The sequence below is a fragment of the Alloyangia mangrovi genome, from assembly GCF_002300555.2.
Classification (GTDB): domain Bacteria; phylum Pseudomonadota; class Alphaproteobacteria; order Rhodobacterales; family Rhodobacteraceae; genus Salipiger; species Salipiger mangrovi.
In genome coordinates this window covers 115686-133397 of sequence record NZ_NTHN02000008.1, presented here as the reverse complement: position 1 = coordinate 133397, position 17712 = coordinate 115686, and the positions used below count along the sequence as shown (strand labels likewise).

Here is a 17712-nt window from a genome sequence, read left to right as displayed (position 1 = left end):
CTCGCGGCAGCTCGCCGCATCCGGGCTCAGGGCGCCATTGCGTGCCCCTTCGCGATCTTCCTCGGGCTGCGTCATCCGCTCCACCTCTTGCAGGCGCGGCCGAGGCGGCGCGCGCCGCCCCGAGCCGGCGCAGGGCCTCGTCCACCAGCGGGTCATCCCGCAGCGTCTCCATCCGCCGCACCTGGCGCAGCACCGTCGAGGCATGGCATCCCGCCGACCTCGCCAGCGCGCGGATCCCCTCGCCATCCTCGGTATGGGCAAGGTAGAGGCGTGCGATCTCGGGCACCCAGGCGGGAAGGCCGGGCGCCTTGGTGAAGTCCTTGGAAAAATCATGGTATCGGATCATTACAGAAGTCCCCTAGGTTGCACCCCGCCGACGCAGGGTTTGCGGAAGTGAACCTGAAAACTGCTCGCCTCAAAGTTATCTAAAAGTTAATGATTTTGGTTGCTTACTAGCTTTGTCTACAAATTATAAACATCGGTAAATGCCCCGCCCGCTGCCCCGCGGGCCGGGGCAACATCGCTGCCTCCCATGCCATTCTGCGGGCCTGTTCACCGACTGGGAGACGACCCGATGCAGGACTTGCAGAGCCTTCTCGGCGCGCTGCGCCGCCCGCGCCTTCTTGTGCGCGCCGCGCGCTACGGCGCCGCCGACTATCAGCGCGCGGCGCATCTCGCCCCGGTTGCTCCGGCGCGCCCTGCCCCGAGCGCCACGGCGCCGCGCTGCTGCGCCTGATGGAGATGGAAGACGGGCTTGACAGCAGCCGCCGCGCCCGCGCCGCGAGCTACTCGGCGGCGCGCCACGTGGAGGTGCTGGCGGCGATCATCGGCGAGGCCCGGCTGCGTGACGCCCTGCGGCAGACACCGGCCTGAGCCCCCGCGCCGTCAGAGAAAGGCGTCGGGCATGGCGGCCTTTCGGCGGGCCACGAAATCGCCCAGCGCCTCGCTCACGGCGGGGTCCATGGGCGGCTGCTCGTAGCTCTCCAGCAGCGCCTTCACCCGCGCGGTGGCGAGCTGCATCGTGTCACGCCCGCCCTCTTCGGCCCAGGTCTCGAAGGGCTTGTAGTCGAAGAGCTCCGAGCGCCAGAAGGCAGTCTTGAAGTTCTCCTGTGTGTGCGCGCAGCCAAGGTAGTGACCGCCCGGCCCGACCTCGCGGATCGCGTCCAGCGCCTGCGTCGTGGCGTCCACGGTCACGCCTTGGGCGAACTTGTGCAGGGCGCCGAGCTGGTCGGCATCCATCACGAATTTCTCGTAAGAGGCGACCAACCCGCCTTCGAGCCAGCCGCAGGCGTGCAGCATGAAGTTGACCCCCGCCTGCAGGCCCATGTTCAGCGAGTTCGCGCTCTCATAGGCCGCCTGCGCGTCGGGCAGCTTGGAGCCGCAGAAGGCGCCCGCCGAGCGATAGGGCAGCTTCAGCCTCCGCGCCAGTTGGCCGACGCCGTAGCTGATCTGAGAGGCCTCGGGCGTGCCGAAGGTGGGCGCGCCGGAATTCATGTCGATCGAGGTGACGAAGGCGCCGAAGATCACCGGCGCGCCCTTCCGCACCAACTGCGCATAGGCGATGCCCGCCATGCCCTCGGCCAGCACCTGCGTCAGCGTGCCCGCCACCGAGACCGGCGCCATCGCCCCGCCGACGATGAAGGGCGAGACGATGCAGGCCTGATTGTTCCGCGCGTAGACCTCGAGGGCGCCCATCATCGTGTCGTCGAAGGTCAGCGGCGAATTGATGTTGATCAGCGAGGTCATCACTGTGTTGCGCTGCACGAACTCCTCGCCGAAGAGGATGCCGCACATGTCGACGCTGTCCTGCGCCCGGCTCGGCTCGGTCACCGAGCCCATGAAGGGCTTGTCCGAGAGCGTCATATGCGCGTGCAGCATGTCGAGGTGGCGCTTGTTCACCGGCACATCGGTGGGCTCGCAGAGCGTCCCGCCCGAATGGTGCAGCCAGCGCGACATCTGCCCCAGTTTCACGAAATTGCGGAAATCTTCGATGGTGCCGTAGCGCCGCCCCTTCTCGGCATCATGCACGAAGGGCGGGCCGTAGACCGGAGCCAGCACCAGCGAGCGGCCGCCGATCTCGACCGAGCGCGCAGGGTTGCGGGCGTGCTGGGTGATCCGCGCGGGAGCATGGCCGCAGAGCTGCCGCGCCAGCCCGCGCGGGATGCGCACGCGCTCGCCCTCGATCTCGGCACCGGCCTCCTTCCAGAGCGCAAGCGCGCCCGGATTGTTGACGAAATTGACGCCGATCTCCGCCAGCACCGTCTCGGCACCGGCCTCGATCATCTCCAGCGCCTCTTCGGAGAGGATCTCGAAGTTGGGGATGTTGCGTTCGATGAAGCGGGCCGTCTCGATCCGGGCCGAGCCGCGCGCCGCCCGCCGGGCCGCCCCGCCGCCGCTGCGTGTCCGTTTCCGCGTTTCCGTCTCCGACATGGCGCCTCTCCCGTTCCTTCGCATGCCCGACAAGTAGTAGCCGAGCCTCCCGGGGACCAGCGACGAATTTGCGCCCCCTGACGGAAAAATGCGACATCCGCACCAGCCCACGACGGCCGAAAGGGCTTCTTAAGGTGTCTCTGCGCAGAATGTTTTACGGGGGTACCGCGCTTCGACCGGCCAGGCTACGGCCGGCAAGACGGGGGAGCAGATGAAAGACGTTCAACCTGAAGTCAGGGGTCGGCAGCTCGACGGGGCCGAGATCGGCGCGCTGGCACACCTCTATCGCGGCGAGGTCTATCGCTGCAGCGTCTGGCGCACCCGGCTAGACACCACCACCAACTGGGCCGTCGTCACGCTGGGGGTGGCGCTGTCGATCGCCTATGCCGCGCCCGATGCCTCGCCGCTGCCGCTGGTGCTCGTAGGCATCTCCAACCTCTTCTTCCTGACGCTCGAGGCGCGGCGCTACCGCTATTGCGACCTCTGGCGCCGCCGCTTCCGCAGCATGGAGGTGAATTTCTACGGACCGATCCTCTGCGGCAGCACCGGCCCGGACGCCTCCTGGGCGAAGGACCTGCGGGACGACTACACGCGACCCGAGTTCGGCATCTCCTACCTGCACGCGATGGGGCGGCGCATCCGGCGCAGCTACTTCTGGATCATGATCATCCAGCTGCTCGCCTTTCTCGGCAAGATCACCGTGCATCCCAGCCCGGTCGGGAGCTTTGAACAAGCCATGCAGCGCGCCTCCGTCGGGGTGATCCCCGGCGAGGCCATGGCCTTCGGCGGACTGATCTACGCCGGGATCCTTACCGTTCTCGCGCTCTGGTCGCTGCTTGTCGACAGGAGAACGCGGATCGAGAAGGGACTCTCCGCGCCCGATGCCGCCTACTGAGCCGCGTTAAGCAAAGAGTCAGCTCTTTGCGGCACGGTCGGAAAGGACGGCCCCGAGCCGCGGCAGCGGATTTTCGGGCCCGCGTCGCCGACCGTACGCCCAGACCCCGCCCAGCCACAAGAAGCCACATGAGGTTCCCATGACGCCGATCCCCACCCTTCTCGTGCTGACATCCTGCGCAGTGCTGATCCTGTCCTCCGCCGCCCGGGCCGAGAACAAGGTCACCTACCCGCCCGCGGGCCATGACACGACGGCCTCCCACGGCAGCGCCCCTGCGGAAGGGCATGATGCCGGCCATGATGCGGGCCCATCCGCCCAGACCGCCAGCGCGCATGGCGCCGAGCATGGCGCCGATCCCGGGGGCGACGTCGGCGCACTCTGCACCGGCTTCGGCCCGCAGACCCCACGCGACATCGGCGATCGCTATGGCCGGAACCCTGTCTCCTTCGGCCTTGCCCCGCCGCCGGAAGAGATGACCCTGTGCAACATCCACACCCACACCAACGCCGAGCATCTCGGGCCGGGCTTCTCCATCTACGCCGGCCCCGGCGAGCATGGCGGCTTCAAATGCGCGGGCTCGGCCAGTCTCAGCGCCGCCGAGCTCTCCCGCCCCAGCGGCGGCCCCGCGCGTTTCGAGGGGGTCGACCCCGGCGACACGATCGAGGTCCATTGGGTCTATTCCTCCTGCGACGTGGCCCCCGGCCCGGGTCTCGGCGCCTGCCTGTCGGCGTCCTGCTCTAACCCCGAGCTGCGGGTCGAATCCCAGGTCTTCCTGGTGGTGAATGATCACAATGCGCTCGACTTTCGCGACTTCATCTACCTCGGAACCATGCGCAATGGCCGCCACCAGCCCCGCGCCCTGCCCAGTGGCACCGGTGCGCCGGTGGTGTTCCGCGGCTCGACCACGGGCCCCAGCTACAGCCAGCAGCTCTGCTCGCCGCTGCAGGTCACCTGGTCGGTCCGTCCGCGCTGCGCCCGGCTCGACATCGCGACGCTCGACGCCTGGGCGGCCATGGGCAACGTCTTCGAGGAAACCCACAGCCACGGCGTGCGCCGGCTGGTCACCGCCCCGGCCCTGCTCAGCCAGATCGAATGAGCGCGTCCGCCGCGATCGCCCCGCGCCACGGCATTTCCGTCCAGCAGTCACCCAACCTCTTGCGCGCCGGGCGCGGCCCGCCTAAAGCAGCCGCATGACCCAGCATGATCGCCTCCTCATCATCGACTTCGGTAGCCAGGTGACGCAGCTCATCGCGCGGCGCCTGCGCGAGCTGAACGTCTACTGCGAAATCCACCCCTATCAGAACGTCACCGATGCGTTCCTGAAGGAGTTCGCCCCCAAGGCCATCGTCTTCTCCGGTGGCCCCGACAGCGTGACGCGCGAGGGCTCGCCTCGCCCGCCCAAATCCGCCTACGATCTCGGCGTGCCGATCCTCGGCATCTGCTACGGCCAGCAGGTCATGATGCATGACCTCGGCGGCAAGGTCGAAGCCGGCCAGAGCCACACCGCCGAATTCGGCCGCGCCTACGTGACGCCGAAGGAAGAGCGCCTCGACCTGCTGTCGGGCTGGTTCCTCGACGGCACCGGCCGCGAGCAGGTGTGGATGAGCCACGGCGACCACGTCTCGGAAATCGCCCCGGGCTTCGAGGTCTACGCCACCTCGCCCGGCGCGCCCTTCGCGATCACCGCCGACACCAGCCGCAAGTTCTACGCCGTGCAGTTCCACCCCGAGGTGCACCACACCCCGAACGGCAAGACGCTCTACGAGAACTTCATCCGCGAAGCCGGCTTCACGGGCGACTGGACGATGGATGCATACCGCGAGGAAGCGGTGCGCAAGATCCGCGAGCAGGTCGGCGACTCCAAGGTCATCTGCGCCCTGTCCGGCGGCGTCGACAGCTCTGTCACCGCGGCGCTGCTGCACGAGGCGATCGGCGAGCAGCTGACCTGCGTCTTCGTCGACCACGGCCTGCTGCGCCTCAACGAGGCCGACGAGGTTGTCGCGATGTTCCGCGACCACATGAACCTCTCGGTGATCCACGCGCAGGAGCAGGACCTGTTCCTCGGCGAGCTTGAGGGCGTTTCCGACCCCGAGACCAAGCGCAAGATCATCGGTAAGCTGTTCATCGACGTGTTCCAGAAATACGCCGACCAGATCGAGGATGCGACCTTCCTCGCGCAGGGCACGCTTTACCCCGACGTGATCGAGAGCGTCAGCTTCTCGGGTGGCCCCTCGGTCACCATCAAGTCGCACCACAACGTGGGCGGCCTGCCCGAGAAGATGGGTCTCAAGCTGGTCGAGCCTCTGCGCGAGCTCTTCAAGGACGAGGTACGTGCGCTGGGGCACGAACTTGGCCTGCCGGCCAGCTTCATCGGCCGCCACCCCTTCCCCGGCCCGGGTCTGGCGATCCGCTGCCCCGGCGAGATCACCCGCGAGAAGCTCGACATCCTGCGCAAGGCGGACGCGGTCTACATCGACCAGATCCGCAAGCACGGTCTCTACGACGAGATCTGGCAGGCCTTCGTGGCGATCCTGCCGGTGCGCACCGTGGGCGTGATGGGCGATGGCCGCACCTACGATTATGCCTGCGCCCTGCGCGCGGTGACCTCGGTCGACGGCATGACCGCGGATTATTACCCATTCACCCACGAGTTCCTCGGCGAGACCGCGACGCGGATCATCAACGAGGTGAAGGGCATCAACCGATGCACCTACGACATCACCTCGAAGCCCCCGGGCACGATCGAGTGGGAATGATCAGGCATTGATCATGGAGGCCGGGGAAACCCGGCCTCCTTTCGTTTCCGCGCCACGCATCGAGACCACACCCTGCCGCCAACCGCGGCGCGAGGGTCCGATTGCCTCTTGCCCCTGCCCGTGCCGCGCGCCAGTGTCCGCAGCGAGAGGACCCCCATGACGACCAGACTTTCCGCGCAGCCGCGCCCCGCCGCCTTCCCGAAGATCCAGCCGACCCGGAGCGCGACATGAGCGCCGTGCAGCTGACCGGCCGCATGACCGCGCCGCCCGAGCGGTGCCTCGAGGTGCGCGCCGCGATGGCAGAACATATCCGCCTGACCCGCGCCGAGCCCGGCTGTCTCTATTTCGAGCTGCGCGAGACCGAGGACGGGGTCTTCGAGGTCTCGGAACTTTTCCAGAGCCGCGACGCCTTCGACGCGCATCAACACCGCACCCGCGCCAGCGCCTGGTTCCGCATCACCGGCGATCTGCCACGCGATTACGACGTGGCAGACCTGTGAGCCCCCAGCCGCTGACCCCCCCCGGGCCTTGGCGCGGTGCCGAAGGCCGCGCTCTGGATGCTCGGGTCGATCTTTTCCTTCAGCGCCATGGCGGTGGCGGGGCGCTATGTCAGCAGCGGTCTCGACACATTCGAGATCATGCTCTACCGCTCGCTGCTCGGCGTGGCGATCATCAGCAGCATCGTGCAGCTGACCGGCAAGCGGAAGACCGTGGCCACGCGCCACATCGGCACGCATATCATTCGCAATATCAGCCACTTCACCGGGCAGAACCTGTGGTTCTACGCGATCACGGTGATCCCGCTTGCCCAGGTCTTCGCGCTGGAGTTCACCGGGCCGATCTGGGCCATGCTGCTGGCGCCGCTGGTGCTGGGCGAGCGGCTGACCTGGCCGCGCACGCTGGCGGCGCTGGTCGGCTTCCTTGGCATCCTGATCGTCACCCGCCCCTCGCCCGAGACCCTCTCTCCCGGGCTCGTTGCCGCGGCGGGCGCGGCCATCGGTTTTGCCGGCTCGGCGATCTTCACCCGCAAGCTCACCCGCACCGACAGCACCCTGTGCATCCTGTTCTGGCTGACCCTGACGCAGGCGATCATGGGGCTGGTCTGCGCCGGCTTCGACGGTGACATCGCCCTGCCCTCGGCCGAGGCCGTCCCGGGGGTGATCGTCATCGGCCTCGCCGGACTTTGCGCGCACTACTGCCTGACCACGGCGCTTGGCCTCGCACCCGCCTCGGTGGTCATGCCGATCGACTTCACCCGCCTGCCGGTCATTGCCATCGTCGGCATGCTGCTCTACGCCGAGCCGCTGGACCCTTGGGTCCTGCTTGGCGCGGCGATCATCTTTGCTGCCAATTACGCCAATATCCTGCGCGAAACCCGCGCCGCGCGCCGTGCGGTGGCGTAAGCGCGGTGTTTGACGCGGCGCGCGGGCGCAAGTACCTGTCGGGGCAGACGAACCAGGAGCCGTCCCATGCTGTATGAAACCGCCGCCGACTGGCAGGATGCCGCGCGCAAGCACGTCGTGCTTTTCGCCATGTCGGGGCTTGGCAAGACCCACGTGTCTTCGATGCTGCGGCAGTCGGGCGACTGGTTCCACTATTCGATCGATTACCGTATCGGCACGCGTTACATGGGCGAATACATCGCCGACAACGCCAAGGCCGAGGCGATGAAGAATCCATTCCTGCGCGAGCTTCTCCTGTCGGATTCGATCTACATCGGCTCGAACATCACCTTCGAAAACCTCACCCCGGTCTCCACCTACCTCGGCAAACCCGGCGATCCGGCAAAGGGCGGTCAGGCGATGAACAGCTACCGCATGCGGCAGGACCAGTTCCGCCGCGCCGAGGAACAGGCCCTGCTGGACACGGGCTATTTCATCGAACGCGCCCAGCAGCTCTACGGCTATCCGCATTTCGTCTGCGACACCGGCGGATCGATCTGCGAATGGGTGGACGCCCGGAACCCGCGTGATCCAATCCTGTCGGAGCTCTCGCGCCAGGCGCTGATGGTCTGGATCCGCGGCAGCGAGACGCATACCGAGGAATTGATCCGCCGGTTCGACCGCGCGCCAAAGCCCATGGCCTACCAGCCCGAGTTCCTCGAGGCCGCCTGGACGCGCTACCTCGACGAGATGGGCGTGTCCGAGACGGCCGTGGATCCCGACGCGTTTATCCGCTGGACTTACGCACAGGCGCTGGCGCACCGGCAGCCGCGCTACGAGGAAATGGCGCGCAACTGGGGCGTGACCGTCGACGCCTCGGACATGGCCACGGTGCGGGACGAGGCGGACTTCGTCGCGGTGGTGGCCGCGGCGATCAGCACCAAGGGCTGAGCAGCGCTCAGGCCGCGGCGCTTGCCCGCCCCGAAGGCGCCGCCCCCTCTTCGCCGACGCTGAAGCCGCGCATCAGGTCAGACAGACGGCCCGCGTCTCCGCGCAGCATATGGGCGGCGGCGGTGCTTTCCTCGACCATGGCGGCGTTCTGCTGGGTGACCCGGTCGAGGTTGCTGACACCGACGTTGATCTCGTTGAGGCCCTGCGCCTGTTCGGCGGCCACCCCGGCGATGTTGCTGACCAGCGTCGAGATCTGGCTCACCTGCGCGACCACCTCGCCCAGCGCCTCGCCCGAGCGTTCGACCAGTTCCACCCCGTCGCGCACCCGGTCCGCCGAGCCGCTGATCAACGTCTTGATCTGCTGCGCCGCGTCCGAACTGCGTTGCGCCAGCGCCCGCACCTCGGAGGCCACGACCGCAAAACCCTTGCCCGACGCCCCGGCGCGCGCTGCCTCAACCCCCGCGTTGAGCGCAAGAAGATTGGTCTGGAAAGCGATGTCGTCGATCACCCCGATGATCTCGTTGATCTGTTGCGAACTGCGTTCGATGCCGCCCATGGCCTCGATCGCCGAGCGCATGACCTCGCCGTTCTGATCCGCGAGCTTCGAAGCCGTCTGGACGCTGCTCTCGGCGTCGCGTGCCGCCTGTGCGGCCTCGCGCACCCGGGCCAGCATCTCGTCGAGAGCAGCCGCCGTCTGCTCCAGCGTGGCCGCCTGCGTCTCGGTGCGGCGGGAGAGATCATCGGAGGCGCGCGCGATCTCTTCGGCGCTGCTGTGGATGTTGAGCGCCCCCGAGTTCACCTCGGTCATCGTGGCGCGCAGGCTCTCGACCGCACGGTTGTAGTTGGCGCGCAACTCTTCGTATTCCCCGGGAAATGCCTCGATGATCGTGTGCCGCAGCGAGCCCCCGGCGAGGGCATCAAGCGCATCGCTCAAATGGCGCACCACCTGGTTCTGCGCCTCATGGGCGCGCCCGCGGGCCTCTTGCGCATCGCGACCCCGCGCCAGGGTCTTGGTGAGATCCGCCAGGTTGCGCCCCAACTCGCCAAATTCGTCGCGGCGCCGCTCGGCGCGAAGCGTGACATCGTAATCCCCCGCCGCCACCCGCGACATGCCCCTGCGCAGCGCGCTCAGCGGCGCGAGCACGATACGACGCAGAAGCACCAGGGACACGACGAGCATGAGACAGAGGCTTGCCGCGGCGCTCACCAGCATGATGTGCTTGTCGCGGAGGATCGAGGCGCGCATGGCGCTGTCGGTCCAGGCCATCGCCAGCGCGCCGAGCGGCGCACCCTCGCCCGGCAGCGCGACCGCTTCGGTCGCGACAAAATCCCCCAGCATGCCCTGGCGCCCGCCCTCCGCCAGGGCTTTCTGCGCCAATGCCAGAAGTGCCGCCTCGCGGTCGCCCAGATTGCCCGTGCGCGCGAGAACCTCGCCCTCCGCGCCCAGCACCAGGCCGCCCAGAAGATCCGTCCCGGCGCTTTGGGCCTTTTCCTTCAGGATTTGCGCCAGCCGTGCTTCGTCGCGAAACCGCACCGAGGGCAGCAGGCTGGCGGCGGTGGCTTCGACGGAATGCCGCGCCGTGCCGGCAATCCCTGTCTCGGTCGCCTTGTCGCTGAGCCGCCACACCTGCGCTGCGAGCACCGCGGCGACGACCAGGCTCGATAGCACCACGAGCCCCGCCACCTGCGCAAACACCGATCCCACGACACGCCGGATCCCTGTGGCGGGCTTGCCCGGGATCCAGACCGGGTCTGCTGGTTTGCCCGCGTCCGGTTTGCCCGCTGCCGGGTCGCGCGAGCTGCGCCCTGACCTGAACAGCCTAAGCGCCCGCACCTTCATTGCAGCCTCTCCGCGTCGAGCCCGACGGTCAGCGCGCCGATCACTGCGCCAGACTGCGGGTCTGCGATGCTCAGCGACAGCTGCTGCATGTAGACCTGGCTCGATTCGTCGAACTCCACATCGCCGATATGTACGGCGTCGGGGCCGCGCGCGTAGGTTTCGAGATACTTGGCCTCGTCGCCCTGCCAATAGTCCGAGGTCACGCTGGACACGGCGACGTTCAGTCCGCGCGCATCCATCACGAGGATCTCGCGGATCAGGCCGCCGGAACTGGCCACCTCTGCGCGCAGCGCGTCGGCCACCGGGTTGTCCCAGACCGGGGTTATCGTCGGGATCTCGGTGGCGCCGATCTCTGCCTGCCACATTGCGTCGAGTTCGTTGATCCTTGCGTCGTCATAGCGGCTTGTGACGTCGTTCTGCGCCTTGATCGCCGCAATCAGAGCGGCATCCTCGAGGAACGGCTGCACGTATTGCGCGATCACTGCCTGCAGCGGCGCGTCGATCTCGGCCGCGCGGGCGGCCGGCGCAAGAAAGAGCAGCGCGGAGAGCGCGAGCGCCATCCAATCGGGAACGACCGGGCAGCGACACAGGGCTGATGAGCGACGGATAGACATGGAACACCTCCGCAATAGGGTTTCAGCCCTCGTCTAGCGGCGATTTCCTCACACCGAGTTAAGACAGGCAGATTTTTGACGGTACACCCGCCGCCGCACCGCCCCCTTCGGCGCCGCCTCCCGGCTTGCAGCCGCCCCCGGGCCGGGTCAGAACGGGGTCAGTCTCAGCGGAGTTCGCAATGCCCTACCTCACTCTCGCCCTCGCCGTGCTTGCCGAGACCATCGGCACCGCCGCGCTGCAGGCCAGTCAGCAATTCACCCGGCCGCTGCCCTCGGCGATCGTGGTGGTCGCCTATGCCGCGGCCTTCTACCTATTGTCGATCGTGCTGCGCGCCATGCCGGTGGGGCTGGCCTATGCCATGTGGTCGGGGCTGGGCATCGTCCTCATCTCGGTGATCGGGCTGGTGGCCTTCGGGCAGAAGCTGGACCTCGCGGCAATCCTCGGAATGGGGCTGATTGTTGCCGGGATCCTCGTGATTCACCTGTTTTCCGGGGCCTCGCCGCATTAAGGGCTGGCATTTTCCCCCTTCCCCGGCTAACCCGCGCGCAAACCTCCCTTCAAAGGCATTCCTATGGACCTGCGCAATATCGCGATCATCGCACACGTTGACCATGGCAAGACCACCCTGGTGGACGAGCTGCTCAAACAGTCCGGCGCGTTCCGCGAGAACCAAGCCGTGGCCGAGCGCGCCATGGACAGCAACGATCTCGAGCGCGAGCGCGGCATCACCATCTTTGCCAAGCCGACCTCGGTCGAGTGGAAGAACACCCGCATCAACATCGTCGACACCCCCGGCCACGCCGACTTCGGCGGCGAGGTCGAGCGCATCCTGAGCATGGTCGATGGCGTGGTGCTGCTGGTGGACGCGGCCGAGGGCCCGATGCCCCAGACCAAGTTCGTCACCTCGAAGGCGCTGCGCCTCGGCCTGCGCCCGATCGTGGTGCTGAACAAGGTCGACAAGCCCGACGCCGAGCCCGACCGCGCGCTCGATCAGTGCTTTGATCTCTTCGCCTCGCTCGGCGCGGACGAGGACCAGCTCGACTTCCCGCACATGTACGCCTCGGGCCGCAACGGCTGGGCCGATGCCGAACTCGACGGGCCGCGCAAGAACCTCGACGCGCTGTTCCGCCTGATCGTCGACCACGTTCCCGCGCCCAAGCAGATCAAGCACCAGGACGAAGACTTCCGCATGCTGGCCACCACGCTCGGCTCCGACCCCTTTGTCGGCCGCCTGCTGACCGGCCGTATCGAGTCCGGCCGCGTCAAGGTCGGCCAGACCGTGCAGGCGATCAGCCGCATCGGCCAGAAGATCGAGCAGTTCCGCGTCACCCGCGTGCAGGCCTTCCGCGGCCTTGCCCAGGCGGACATCGAGGAAGGCCTCGCAGGCGACATCGTCTCGCTCGCCGGGATGACCAAGGCGACCGTGGCCGACACGATCTGCGCACTGGCCGTGGACGAGCCGCTCGACGCCCAGCCGATCGATCCGCCGACCATCACCGTGACCTTCGGCATCAACGACAGCCCGCTCGCCGGCCGCGACGGCAAGAAGGTGCAGTCGCGCGTCATCCGCGAGCGCCTGATGAAGGAAGCCGAGGGCAACGTCGCGATCAAGATCGCCGACACCCCCGGTGGCGAGGCCTTCGAGGTCTCGGGCCGCGGCGAACTGCAGATGGGCGTGCTCATTGAGAACATGCGCCGCGAGGGCTTCGAGCTGTCGATCTCGCGTCCGCAGGTGATCATGAAGGACGACAATGGCACCCGCATGGAGCCGGTCGAGGAAGTCACCATCGACGTGGATGACGAATACACCGGCGCGGTGATCGAGAAGATCACCGGCCCGCGCAAGGGCGAGCTGGTCGAGATGAAGCCCGCCGGCGCCGGCAAGACCCGCATCGTGGCCCACGTGCCCTCGCGCGGCCTGATCGGCTACCATGGCGAGTTCCTCACCGACACCCGCGGCACCGGCGTTCTGAACCGCACCTTCCACGGCTGGACCGCGCACAAGGGCGCCATCGAAGGCCGCCGCGCCGGCGTGCTGATCTCGATGGAGAACGGCGAGGCCGTGGCCTATGCGCTGTGGAACCTCGAGGACCGCGGCAAGATGTTCCTCGGGGCGCAGGCACCGGTCTACACCGGCATGATCATCGGCGAGCACAGCCGCGACAACGACCTCGAGGTGAACCCGCTGAAGGGCAAGAAGCTGACCAACGTGCGGGCCTCGGGCACCGACGAGGCCGTGCGCCTGACCACCCCGATCACCTTCACGCTGGAAGAGGCGATCGCCTACATCAACGACGACGAGCTGGTGGAAGTGACCCCGAACGCGATCCGCCTGCGCAAGCGCTACCTCGACCCGCACGAGCGCAAGCGCCAGTCGCGCAGCCAGTAAGCCGGAAGACGCGGGGGCTCTGCCCCCGCACACGGGATCAAGCGGGGGCTCTGCCCCCGCACCCCCGGGATATTTCGGCCTAGAAGAAACACAAACGCGGTCCCTATGACGGGGACCGCGTTTTCCTTTGCCGGTGCAGGCCGTCGACTACTCAGCCGAAGGGGCCGCGGAAGATGAAAAAGGCGCCGAGGGCGATGAAACCGAAGCCGACCGCGTGGTTGAGCGTCAGCGGCTCCTTCAGCCAGAGGGCCGAGAAGCCGGCGAAGACGATCAGCGTGATGACTTCCTGCAGGGTCTTCAGTTCCGCGGCGGAATAGACGCGGTGGCCAAGCCGATTTGCGGGCACCGCGAGCCAGTATTCCACCAGCGCGATGCCCCAGCTGATGAAGACCACGGCCCAGAGCGGCGCGCCGGGAAAGCGCAGGTGCCCGTACCAGGCCATGGTCATGAAGAAGTTCGAGGCCACCAGCAAGAGCACCGGCAGCAGGTGCGCGAGGCTCAATCGCAGGCGCTCACTCGCTGGTTTCGACGATCAGCAGTTCGCGCTCGGAGGCACCGCGGGCGTGGCTGAGCGCCTCCTGGTACTCTGGCGAGTGGTAGCAGGCCTCGGCCGCCTCGACCGAGGGAAATTTCGCCACCACATTGCGCGGGCGCTCCTTGCCCTCGAGCTGCACGTAGCGGCCGCCGCGGGCGATGAAGGCGCCACCGTGCTTGGCGATCGCGGGACCGGCGAGCTTGGCGTATCGGCCATAGGCCTCCTCGTCGGTGACGGTGACATGGGCGATCCAGAGAGCGGGCATCAGAGTCCTTCCACGATGACAAGGTCGCGCGTCGAGGCGCGCAGGGCGATGGGCAGGATGCGCTGGTATTCGGGCGAATTGTACCAGCGTTCAGCAGCGACGCGGCTGGGGAATTCCACCACCACGTGCCGGCCCGGCCCCTCGCCTTCGACGAAGGCCTGCGGGCCGCCCTTCACAAGGAAACGCCCGCCGAATTTCTCGGCGAGCGCAACGGTTTGGCCAGCATACTTGGCGTATTCCTCGGGGTCGGTGACCTCGATGCGGGCGATCATGTAAGCGGTCATAAGCTCCTCCCTAAGCTTTTGATCAGCCTAGCAGAACTGCCTCGGCCGCCGCAATGGCCGCCTCGGCCTGGCTGGCGTCCTTGGCTCCGCCCTGGGCGAGGTCCGGACGACCTCCACCGCCCTTGCCGCCGAGCGCCGCGACCGCCGCCTTGACCACGTCCACCGCCGAGATGGTCGCCTTGAGGTCCTCGGTGACGCCGGCGGCCACGGCCACCTTGTCGCCGGTGTCGGCGATCAGCAGCACCACGCCGGAGCCGAGCCGCGACTTGTGCTCGTCGATCAGCGGCGGCAGGTCCTTGCCCTGGACGCCCGACAGCATCTGGCCGACGAACTTCATGCCGTTCACCTCGCGGGCCTCGGCTCCGCCGCCCTGCCCGGCACCGCCGGCCATGGCGAGATCGCGGCGCAGCTGGGCGACCTCGTTCTCGAGCTTGCGGCGCTCGTCGAGCAGCGCGGAGACACGGGTCACCGCTTCGTCACCCGAGACCTTCAGCAGCCCCTCGATACCCGAGAGCGCCTTGTCGCGGCCGCGCAGCGCGGCCATGGCGGCCTCGCCGGTCAACGCCTCGATGCGGCGCACGCCGGCCGAGGAGGCCGATTCCGAGGTCAGGGCGAACATGCCGATGTCACCGGTCTGGGCGACATGGGTGCCGCCGCAGAGTTCGAGCGAATAGGTCTGCCCGTCCGCGCCCTTGCCCGAGCCGGCGAGCGTGCCCATGGAGACAACGCGGACCTCGTCGCCGTATTTCTCGCCGAAGAGCGCCTGGGCGCCGAGCCCGCGGGCATCATCCGGGGTCATGATCCGGGTGCTCACCGCCGAGTTCTGGCGGATGAAGGCGTTCACCTCGGTTTCGACCTGCGCGATCTCCTCGGCGGTCAGCGCCTTGGTGTGCGAGAAGTCGAAGCGCAGGCGCTCCGGCGCATTGAGCGAGCCACGCTGCGCGACGTGATCGCCGAGCGCCCGACGCAGCGCCTCGTGCAGCAGGTGGGTCGCCGAGTGGTTGGCGCGGATCTTGCCGCGGCGGGTGTGGTCGACCTCGACCCCGACCGCGTCGCCGCGGTTGAAGCTGCCCGATTTCACCGTGACCATGTGGCCGGTGAGCTTGCCGCCCGCCAGCTTCTGCGCGTCGGTGACCTCGGCCTGGTCGTCCTCATCCTCGAGCCGGCGCAGCCAGCCCTTGTCGCCGACCTGGCCGCCGCTCTCGCCGTAGAAGGGAGTCTGGTTCAGCACGACCCAGCCGCTTTCGCCGCTCGCCAGCTTGTCGACCACCGCACCGTCCTTGACCAGCGCGAGGATCTGACCCTCGGCGGTCTCGGTGTCATAGCCGAGGAAGTCCGTGGCGCCCTTCTCTTCGGCGATGTCGTACCAGATCGTCAGATCCGCCGCCTCGCCCGAGCCGGACCATGCCGCGCGAGCCTTGGCTTTCTGCTCGGCCATCGACTTGTCGAAGCCCTCGGTGTCGACCTCGCGGCCGCGCTCGCGCAAGGCGTCCTGCGTGAGATCCAGCGGGAAGCCATAGGTGTCGTAGAGCTTGAAGGCCGCCTCGCCGGGCAGCTTGGCGCCCTCGCCGAGGCCGACCAGCTCGTCGTCGAGCAGCTTGAGGCCGCGGTCGAGGGTCTGCTTGAAGCGGGTCTCTTCCAGCTTCAGCGTCTCTTCGATCAGGGCCTGCGCGCGGTGCAGCTCGGGATAGGCCGCACCCATCTGGCGCACCAGCGCCGGGACGAGCCGGTACATGACCGGATCCTTGGCGCCCAGCATGTGCGCGTGGCGCATGGCGCGGCGCATGATGCGGCGCAGCACGTAGCCGCGACCGTCGTTGGAGGGCATCACGCCGTCGGCGATCAGGAAGGAGGTCGAGCGCAGGTGATCGGCGATCACCCGGTGGTGGGTCTTGCCCGGACCGTCCGGATCGCTGCTGGTGGCGTCGGCCGAGGCCTCGATCAGCGCGCGCATCAGGTCGGTGCCGTAGTTGTCATTGGTGCCCTGAAGCAGCGCCGCGACCCGCTCGATGCCCATGCCGGTGTCGATCGACTGCATGTCGAGCGCGCGCATCGAGCCATCTTCGAACTGCTCGTTCTGCATGAAGACGACGTTCCAGATCTCGATGAAACGGTCACCGTCCTCCTCGGGCGAGCCCGGAGGGCCACCCCAGAACTTCTCGCCGTGGTCGAAGAAGATCTCGGTGCAGGGGCCGCAGGGGCCGGTCGGCCCCATCTGCCAGAAGTTGTCCGAGGTGGCGATGCGGATGATCCGGCTTTCCGGCACGCCGATCTTCTTCCACAGCTCATAGGCCTCGTCATCGGTGTGATAGACGGTGGTGTAGAGGCGCTCGGGCGAAATATCGAAATGCTTGGTCACCAGATCCCAGGCAAAGGGGATCGCTTCGGCCTTGAAGTAGTCGCCGAAGGAGAAGTTGCCGAGCATCTCGAAGAAGGTGTGGTGCCGCGCGGTGTAGCCCACGTTGTCGAGGTCGTTGTGCTTGCCGCCGGCGCGCACGCATTTCTGTGCGGTCGTGGCGCGCTTGTAATCACGGTTCTCGACGCCGGTGAAGCAGTTCTTGAACTGCACCATCCCTGAGTTGGTGAACATCAGCGTGGGGTCGTTGCGGGGAACAAGCGGGCTCGAGGGCACGATCTCGTGGCCCTGCTTGGCGAAGTAGTTCAGAAACGTCGAGCGAATGTCGTTCAGCGTGGGCATGGGTGTTCTCTTGCGCCTCGTCTGCGGGTTCCGGACGGGTGTATATCCCCATCCGGTCCCTGTCCATAAGCCGCCCGCGAAAAGCGTGGTCGGCGCGAGGGGCGTCTTCCAACCCGGGGTCGGGGCGACACCGTCGGGCCCGGGCTTGCCTACGCGCGCAGCCGCCGCCGCGCCGGCAGCGCCTCGTCGGCCACCAGCCAGAGCCCCGAGCCGATCACCAGCGCGGCGCCGAACATGGGGCCGACACCGGGCAGCTCTCCGAAGCCGAAAAAGCCGATGCCGACCATCCAGACGAACTGCAGGTTCATCAGCGGCGTCGCGACATAGGCCGGGAGCAGCCGCAGCGCCTCGACCGAGACATAGCGCGCGCCGAAGAGGAAGAGCGCGTAGCCCGCCACCCAGAGCCAGTCAGCAAGCGGCATCGGCTGCCAGACGAGGGGCAGCGCCGCGCCCATGACCAGCGCCAGCGCGAGGTTGGGCCAGAAGACCTGCGCCAGCGGCTTGCGCTCGCGCCGCGCGATGGCGCGGGAGGCGACCATCGAGGCGGTGCCCGACACAGCGGCCAGCAGCGCCCAGAGGTGCCCCGCGCCCAGCCAGCCCGGCCCTCGGGCACCAGCACGAGGATGCCCGCGGCGCCGACCCCCAGCGCCAGCCACGAGGCGGGACGGACCG

19 protein-coding genes are annotated in these 17712 nt (G+C 67.7%); 10 read left to right on the top strand and 9 right to left on the bottom strand.

The genetic code is table 11. The features are described from left to right. Nucleotides 1-346 (bottom strand): helix-turn-helix domain-containing protein (locus CLG85_RS06765; protein WP_260348610.1); only part of this gene is annotated, 346 nt, incomplete at its 3' end. 228 nt (nt 347-574) lie between these two features. Here CLG85_RS06765 and CLG85_RS27350 point away from each other — a divergent pair. Both CLG85_RS27350 and CLG85_RS27345 read left to right on the top strand, forming a co-directional pair. Continuing rightward, complete coding sequence (locus CLG85_RS27350; protein ID WP_311734967.1) at nt 575-736, top strand: DUF6477 family protein; 162 nt, start codon at nt 575-577, stop codon at nt 734-736. Continuing rightward, entirely contained in the window at nt 736-873 is a 138-nt protein-coding gene (locus CLG85_RS27345) for a DUF6477 family protein (protein ID WP_311734966.1), read from the top strand. Before CLG85_RS27350 ends, CLG85_RS27345 begins: the two co-directional genes overlap by 1 nt. A gap of 12 nt (nt 874-885) precedes the next feature. Here CLG85_RS27345 and CLG85_RS06755 read toward each other — a convergent pair whose 3' ends face one another. Then, nucleotides 886-2430 carry a trimethylamine methyltransferase family protein gene (locus CLG85_RS06755; protein WP_260348609.1) on the bottom strand — a complete coding sequence of 515 codons (1545 nt, stop codon included), beginning with the start codon at nt 2428-2430 and terminating at the stop codon, nt 886-888. 211 nt (nt 2431-2641) lie between these two features. On the opposite strand from CLG85_RS06755, the gene CLG85_RS06750 reads away from it, so the two are divergent. The 6 genes from CLG85_RS06750 (at nt 2642) to CLG85_RS06725 (ending at nt 8414) form a co-directional block, all read left to right on the top strand. After that, the gene (locus tag CLG85_RS06750) at nt 2642-3325 is read left to right on the top strand and encodes a DUF2270 domain-containing protein (RefSeq protein ID WP_260348608.1); all 684 of its coding nucleotides are present in this window, start codon (nt 2642-2644) and stop codon (nt 3323-3325) included. Between the two features lie 139 nt (nt 3326-3464). After that, on the top strand, nt 3465-4421 hold the full coding sequence (locus CLG85_RS06745) for a delta-class carbonic anhydrase (protein WP_260348607.1): 957 nt from the start codon (nt 3465-3467) through the stop codon (nt 4419-4421). 94 nt (nt 4422-4515) lie between these two features. Beyond that, nucleotides 4516-6081: a glutamine-hydrolyzing GMP synthase gene (gene guaA, locus CLG85_RS06740; RefSeq protein WP_224846767.1), complete on the top strand. Its 1566-nt coding sequence runs from the start codon at nt 4516-4518 to the stop codon at nt 6079-6081. Between the two features lie 227 nt (nt 6082-6308). Next, on the top strand, nt 6309-6581 hold the full coding sequence (locus tag CLG85_RS06735) for a putative quinol monooxygenase (protein ID WP_260348606.1): 273 nt from the start codon (nt 6309-6311) through the stop codon (nt 6579-6581). 57 nt (nt 6582-6638) lie between these two features. Beyond that, on the top strand, nt 6639-7484 hold the full coding sequence (locus CLG85_RS06730) for a DMT family transporter (protein WP_260348605.1): 846 nt from the start codon (nt 6639-6641) through the stop codon (nt 7482-7484). 66 nt (nt 7485-7550) lie between these two features. Next, nucleotides 7551-8414 carry an ATPase gene (locus tag CLG85_RS06725; RefSeq protein ID WP_095883457.1) on the top strand — a complete coding sequence of 288 codons (864 nt, stop codon included), beginning with the start codon at nt 7551-7553 and terminating at the stop codon, nt 8412-8414. 7 nt (nt 8415-8421) lie between these two features. Here CLG85_RS06725 and CLG85_RS06720 read toward each other — a convergent pair whose 3' ends face one another. Together CLG85_RS06720 and CLG85_RS06715 are read right to left on the bottom strand one after the other, a co-directional pair. After that, nucleotides 8422-10119, bottom strand: a complete 1698-nt coding sequence (locus CLG85_RS06720; RefSeq protein WP_141244642.1) for a methyl-accepting chemotaxis protein — start codon at nt 10117-10119, stop codon at nt 8422-8424. Between the two features lie 131 nt (nt 10120-10250). Beyond that, nucleotides 10251-10868: a hypothetical protein gene (locus CLG85_RS06715; RefSeq protein WP_224846760.1), complete on the bottom strand. Its 618-nt coding sequence runs from the start codon at nt 10866-10868 to the stop codon at nt 10251-10253. 179 nt (nt 10869-11047) lie between these two features. On the opposite strand from CLG85_RS06715, the gene CLG85_RS06710 reads away from it, so the two are divergent. Both CLG85_RS06710 and typA read left to right on the top strand, forming a co-directional pair. Beyond that, nucleotides 11048-11377 carry an SMR family transporter gene (locus tag CLG85_RS06710; protein WP_095883454.1) on the top strand — a complete coding sequence of 110 codons (330 nt, stop codon included), beginning with the start codon at nt 11048-11050 and terminating at the stop codon, nt 11375-11377. 63 nt (nt 11378-11440) lie between these two features. Further along, complete coding sequence (gene typA, locus CLG85_RS06705) at nt 11441-13258, top strand: translational GTPase TypA (RefSeq protein WP_095883453.1); 1818 nt, start codon at nt 11441-11443, stop codon at nt 13256-13258. Nucleotides 13259-13409: 151 nt separating this feature from the next. On the opposite strand, the gene CLG85_RS06700 is transcribed toward typA, so the two are convergent. The 5 genes from CLG85_RS06700 to CLG85_RS27340 all read right to left on the bottom strand — a co-directional run bounded on the left by CLG85_RS06700 (nt 13410) and on the right by CLG85_RS27340 (nt 17696). Beyond that, nucleotides 13410-13760, bottom strand: coding sequence for a DMT family protein (locus tag CLG85_RS06700; protein WP_375796903.1), 351 nt, complete (start codon nt 13758-13760; stop codon nt 13410-13412). A gap of 10 nt (nt 13761-13770) precedes the next feature. After that, complete coding sequence (locus CLG85_RS06695; RefSeq protein WP_095883451.1) at nt 13771-14058, bottom strand: DUF1330 domain-containing protein; 288 nt, start codon at nt 14056-14058, stop codon at nt 13771-13773. Beyond that, nucleotides 14058-14342 (bottom strand): DUF1330 domain-containing protein, encoded by a 285-nt coding sequence (locus CLG85_RS06690; RefSeq protein ID WP_095883450.1) that lies wholly within the window; start codon nt 14340-14342, stop codon nt 14058-14060. Before CLG85_RS06690 ends, CLG85_RS06695 begins: the two co-directional genes overlap by 1 nt. Before the next feature lie 22 nt (nt 14343-14364). Beyond that, on the bottom strand, nt 14365-17040 hold the full coding sequence (gene alaS, locus CLG85_RS06685) for an alanine--tRNA ligase (RefSeq protein ID WP_095883449.1): 2676 nt from the start codon (nt 17038-17040) through the stop codon (nt 14365-14367). A gap of 149 nt (nt 17041-17189) precedes the next feature. Next, nucleotides 17190-17696, bottom strand: coding sequence for an EamA family transporter (locus tag CLG85_RS27340; RefSeq protein ID WP_311734965.1), 507 nt, complete (start codon nt 17694-17696; stop codon nt 17190-17192). Between the last annotated feature and the right edge of the window lie 16 nt (nt 17697-17712).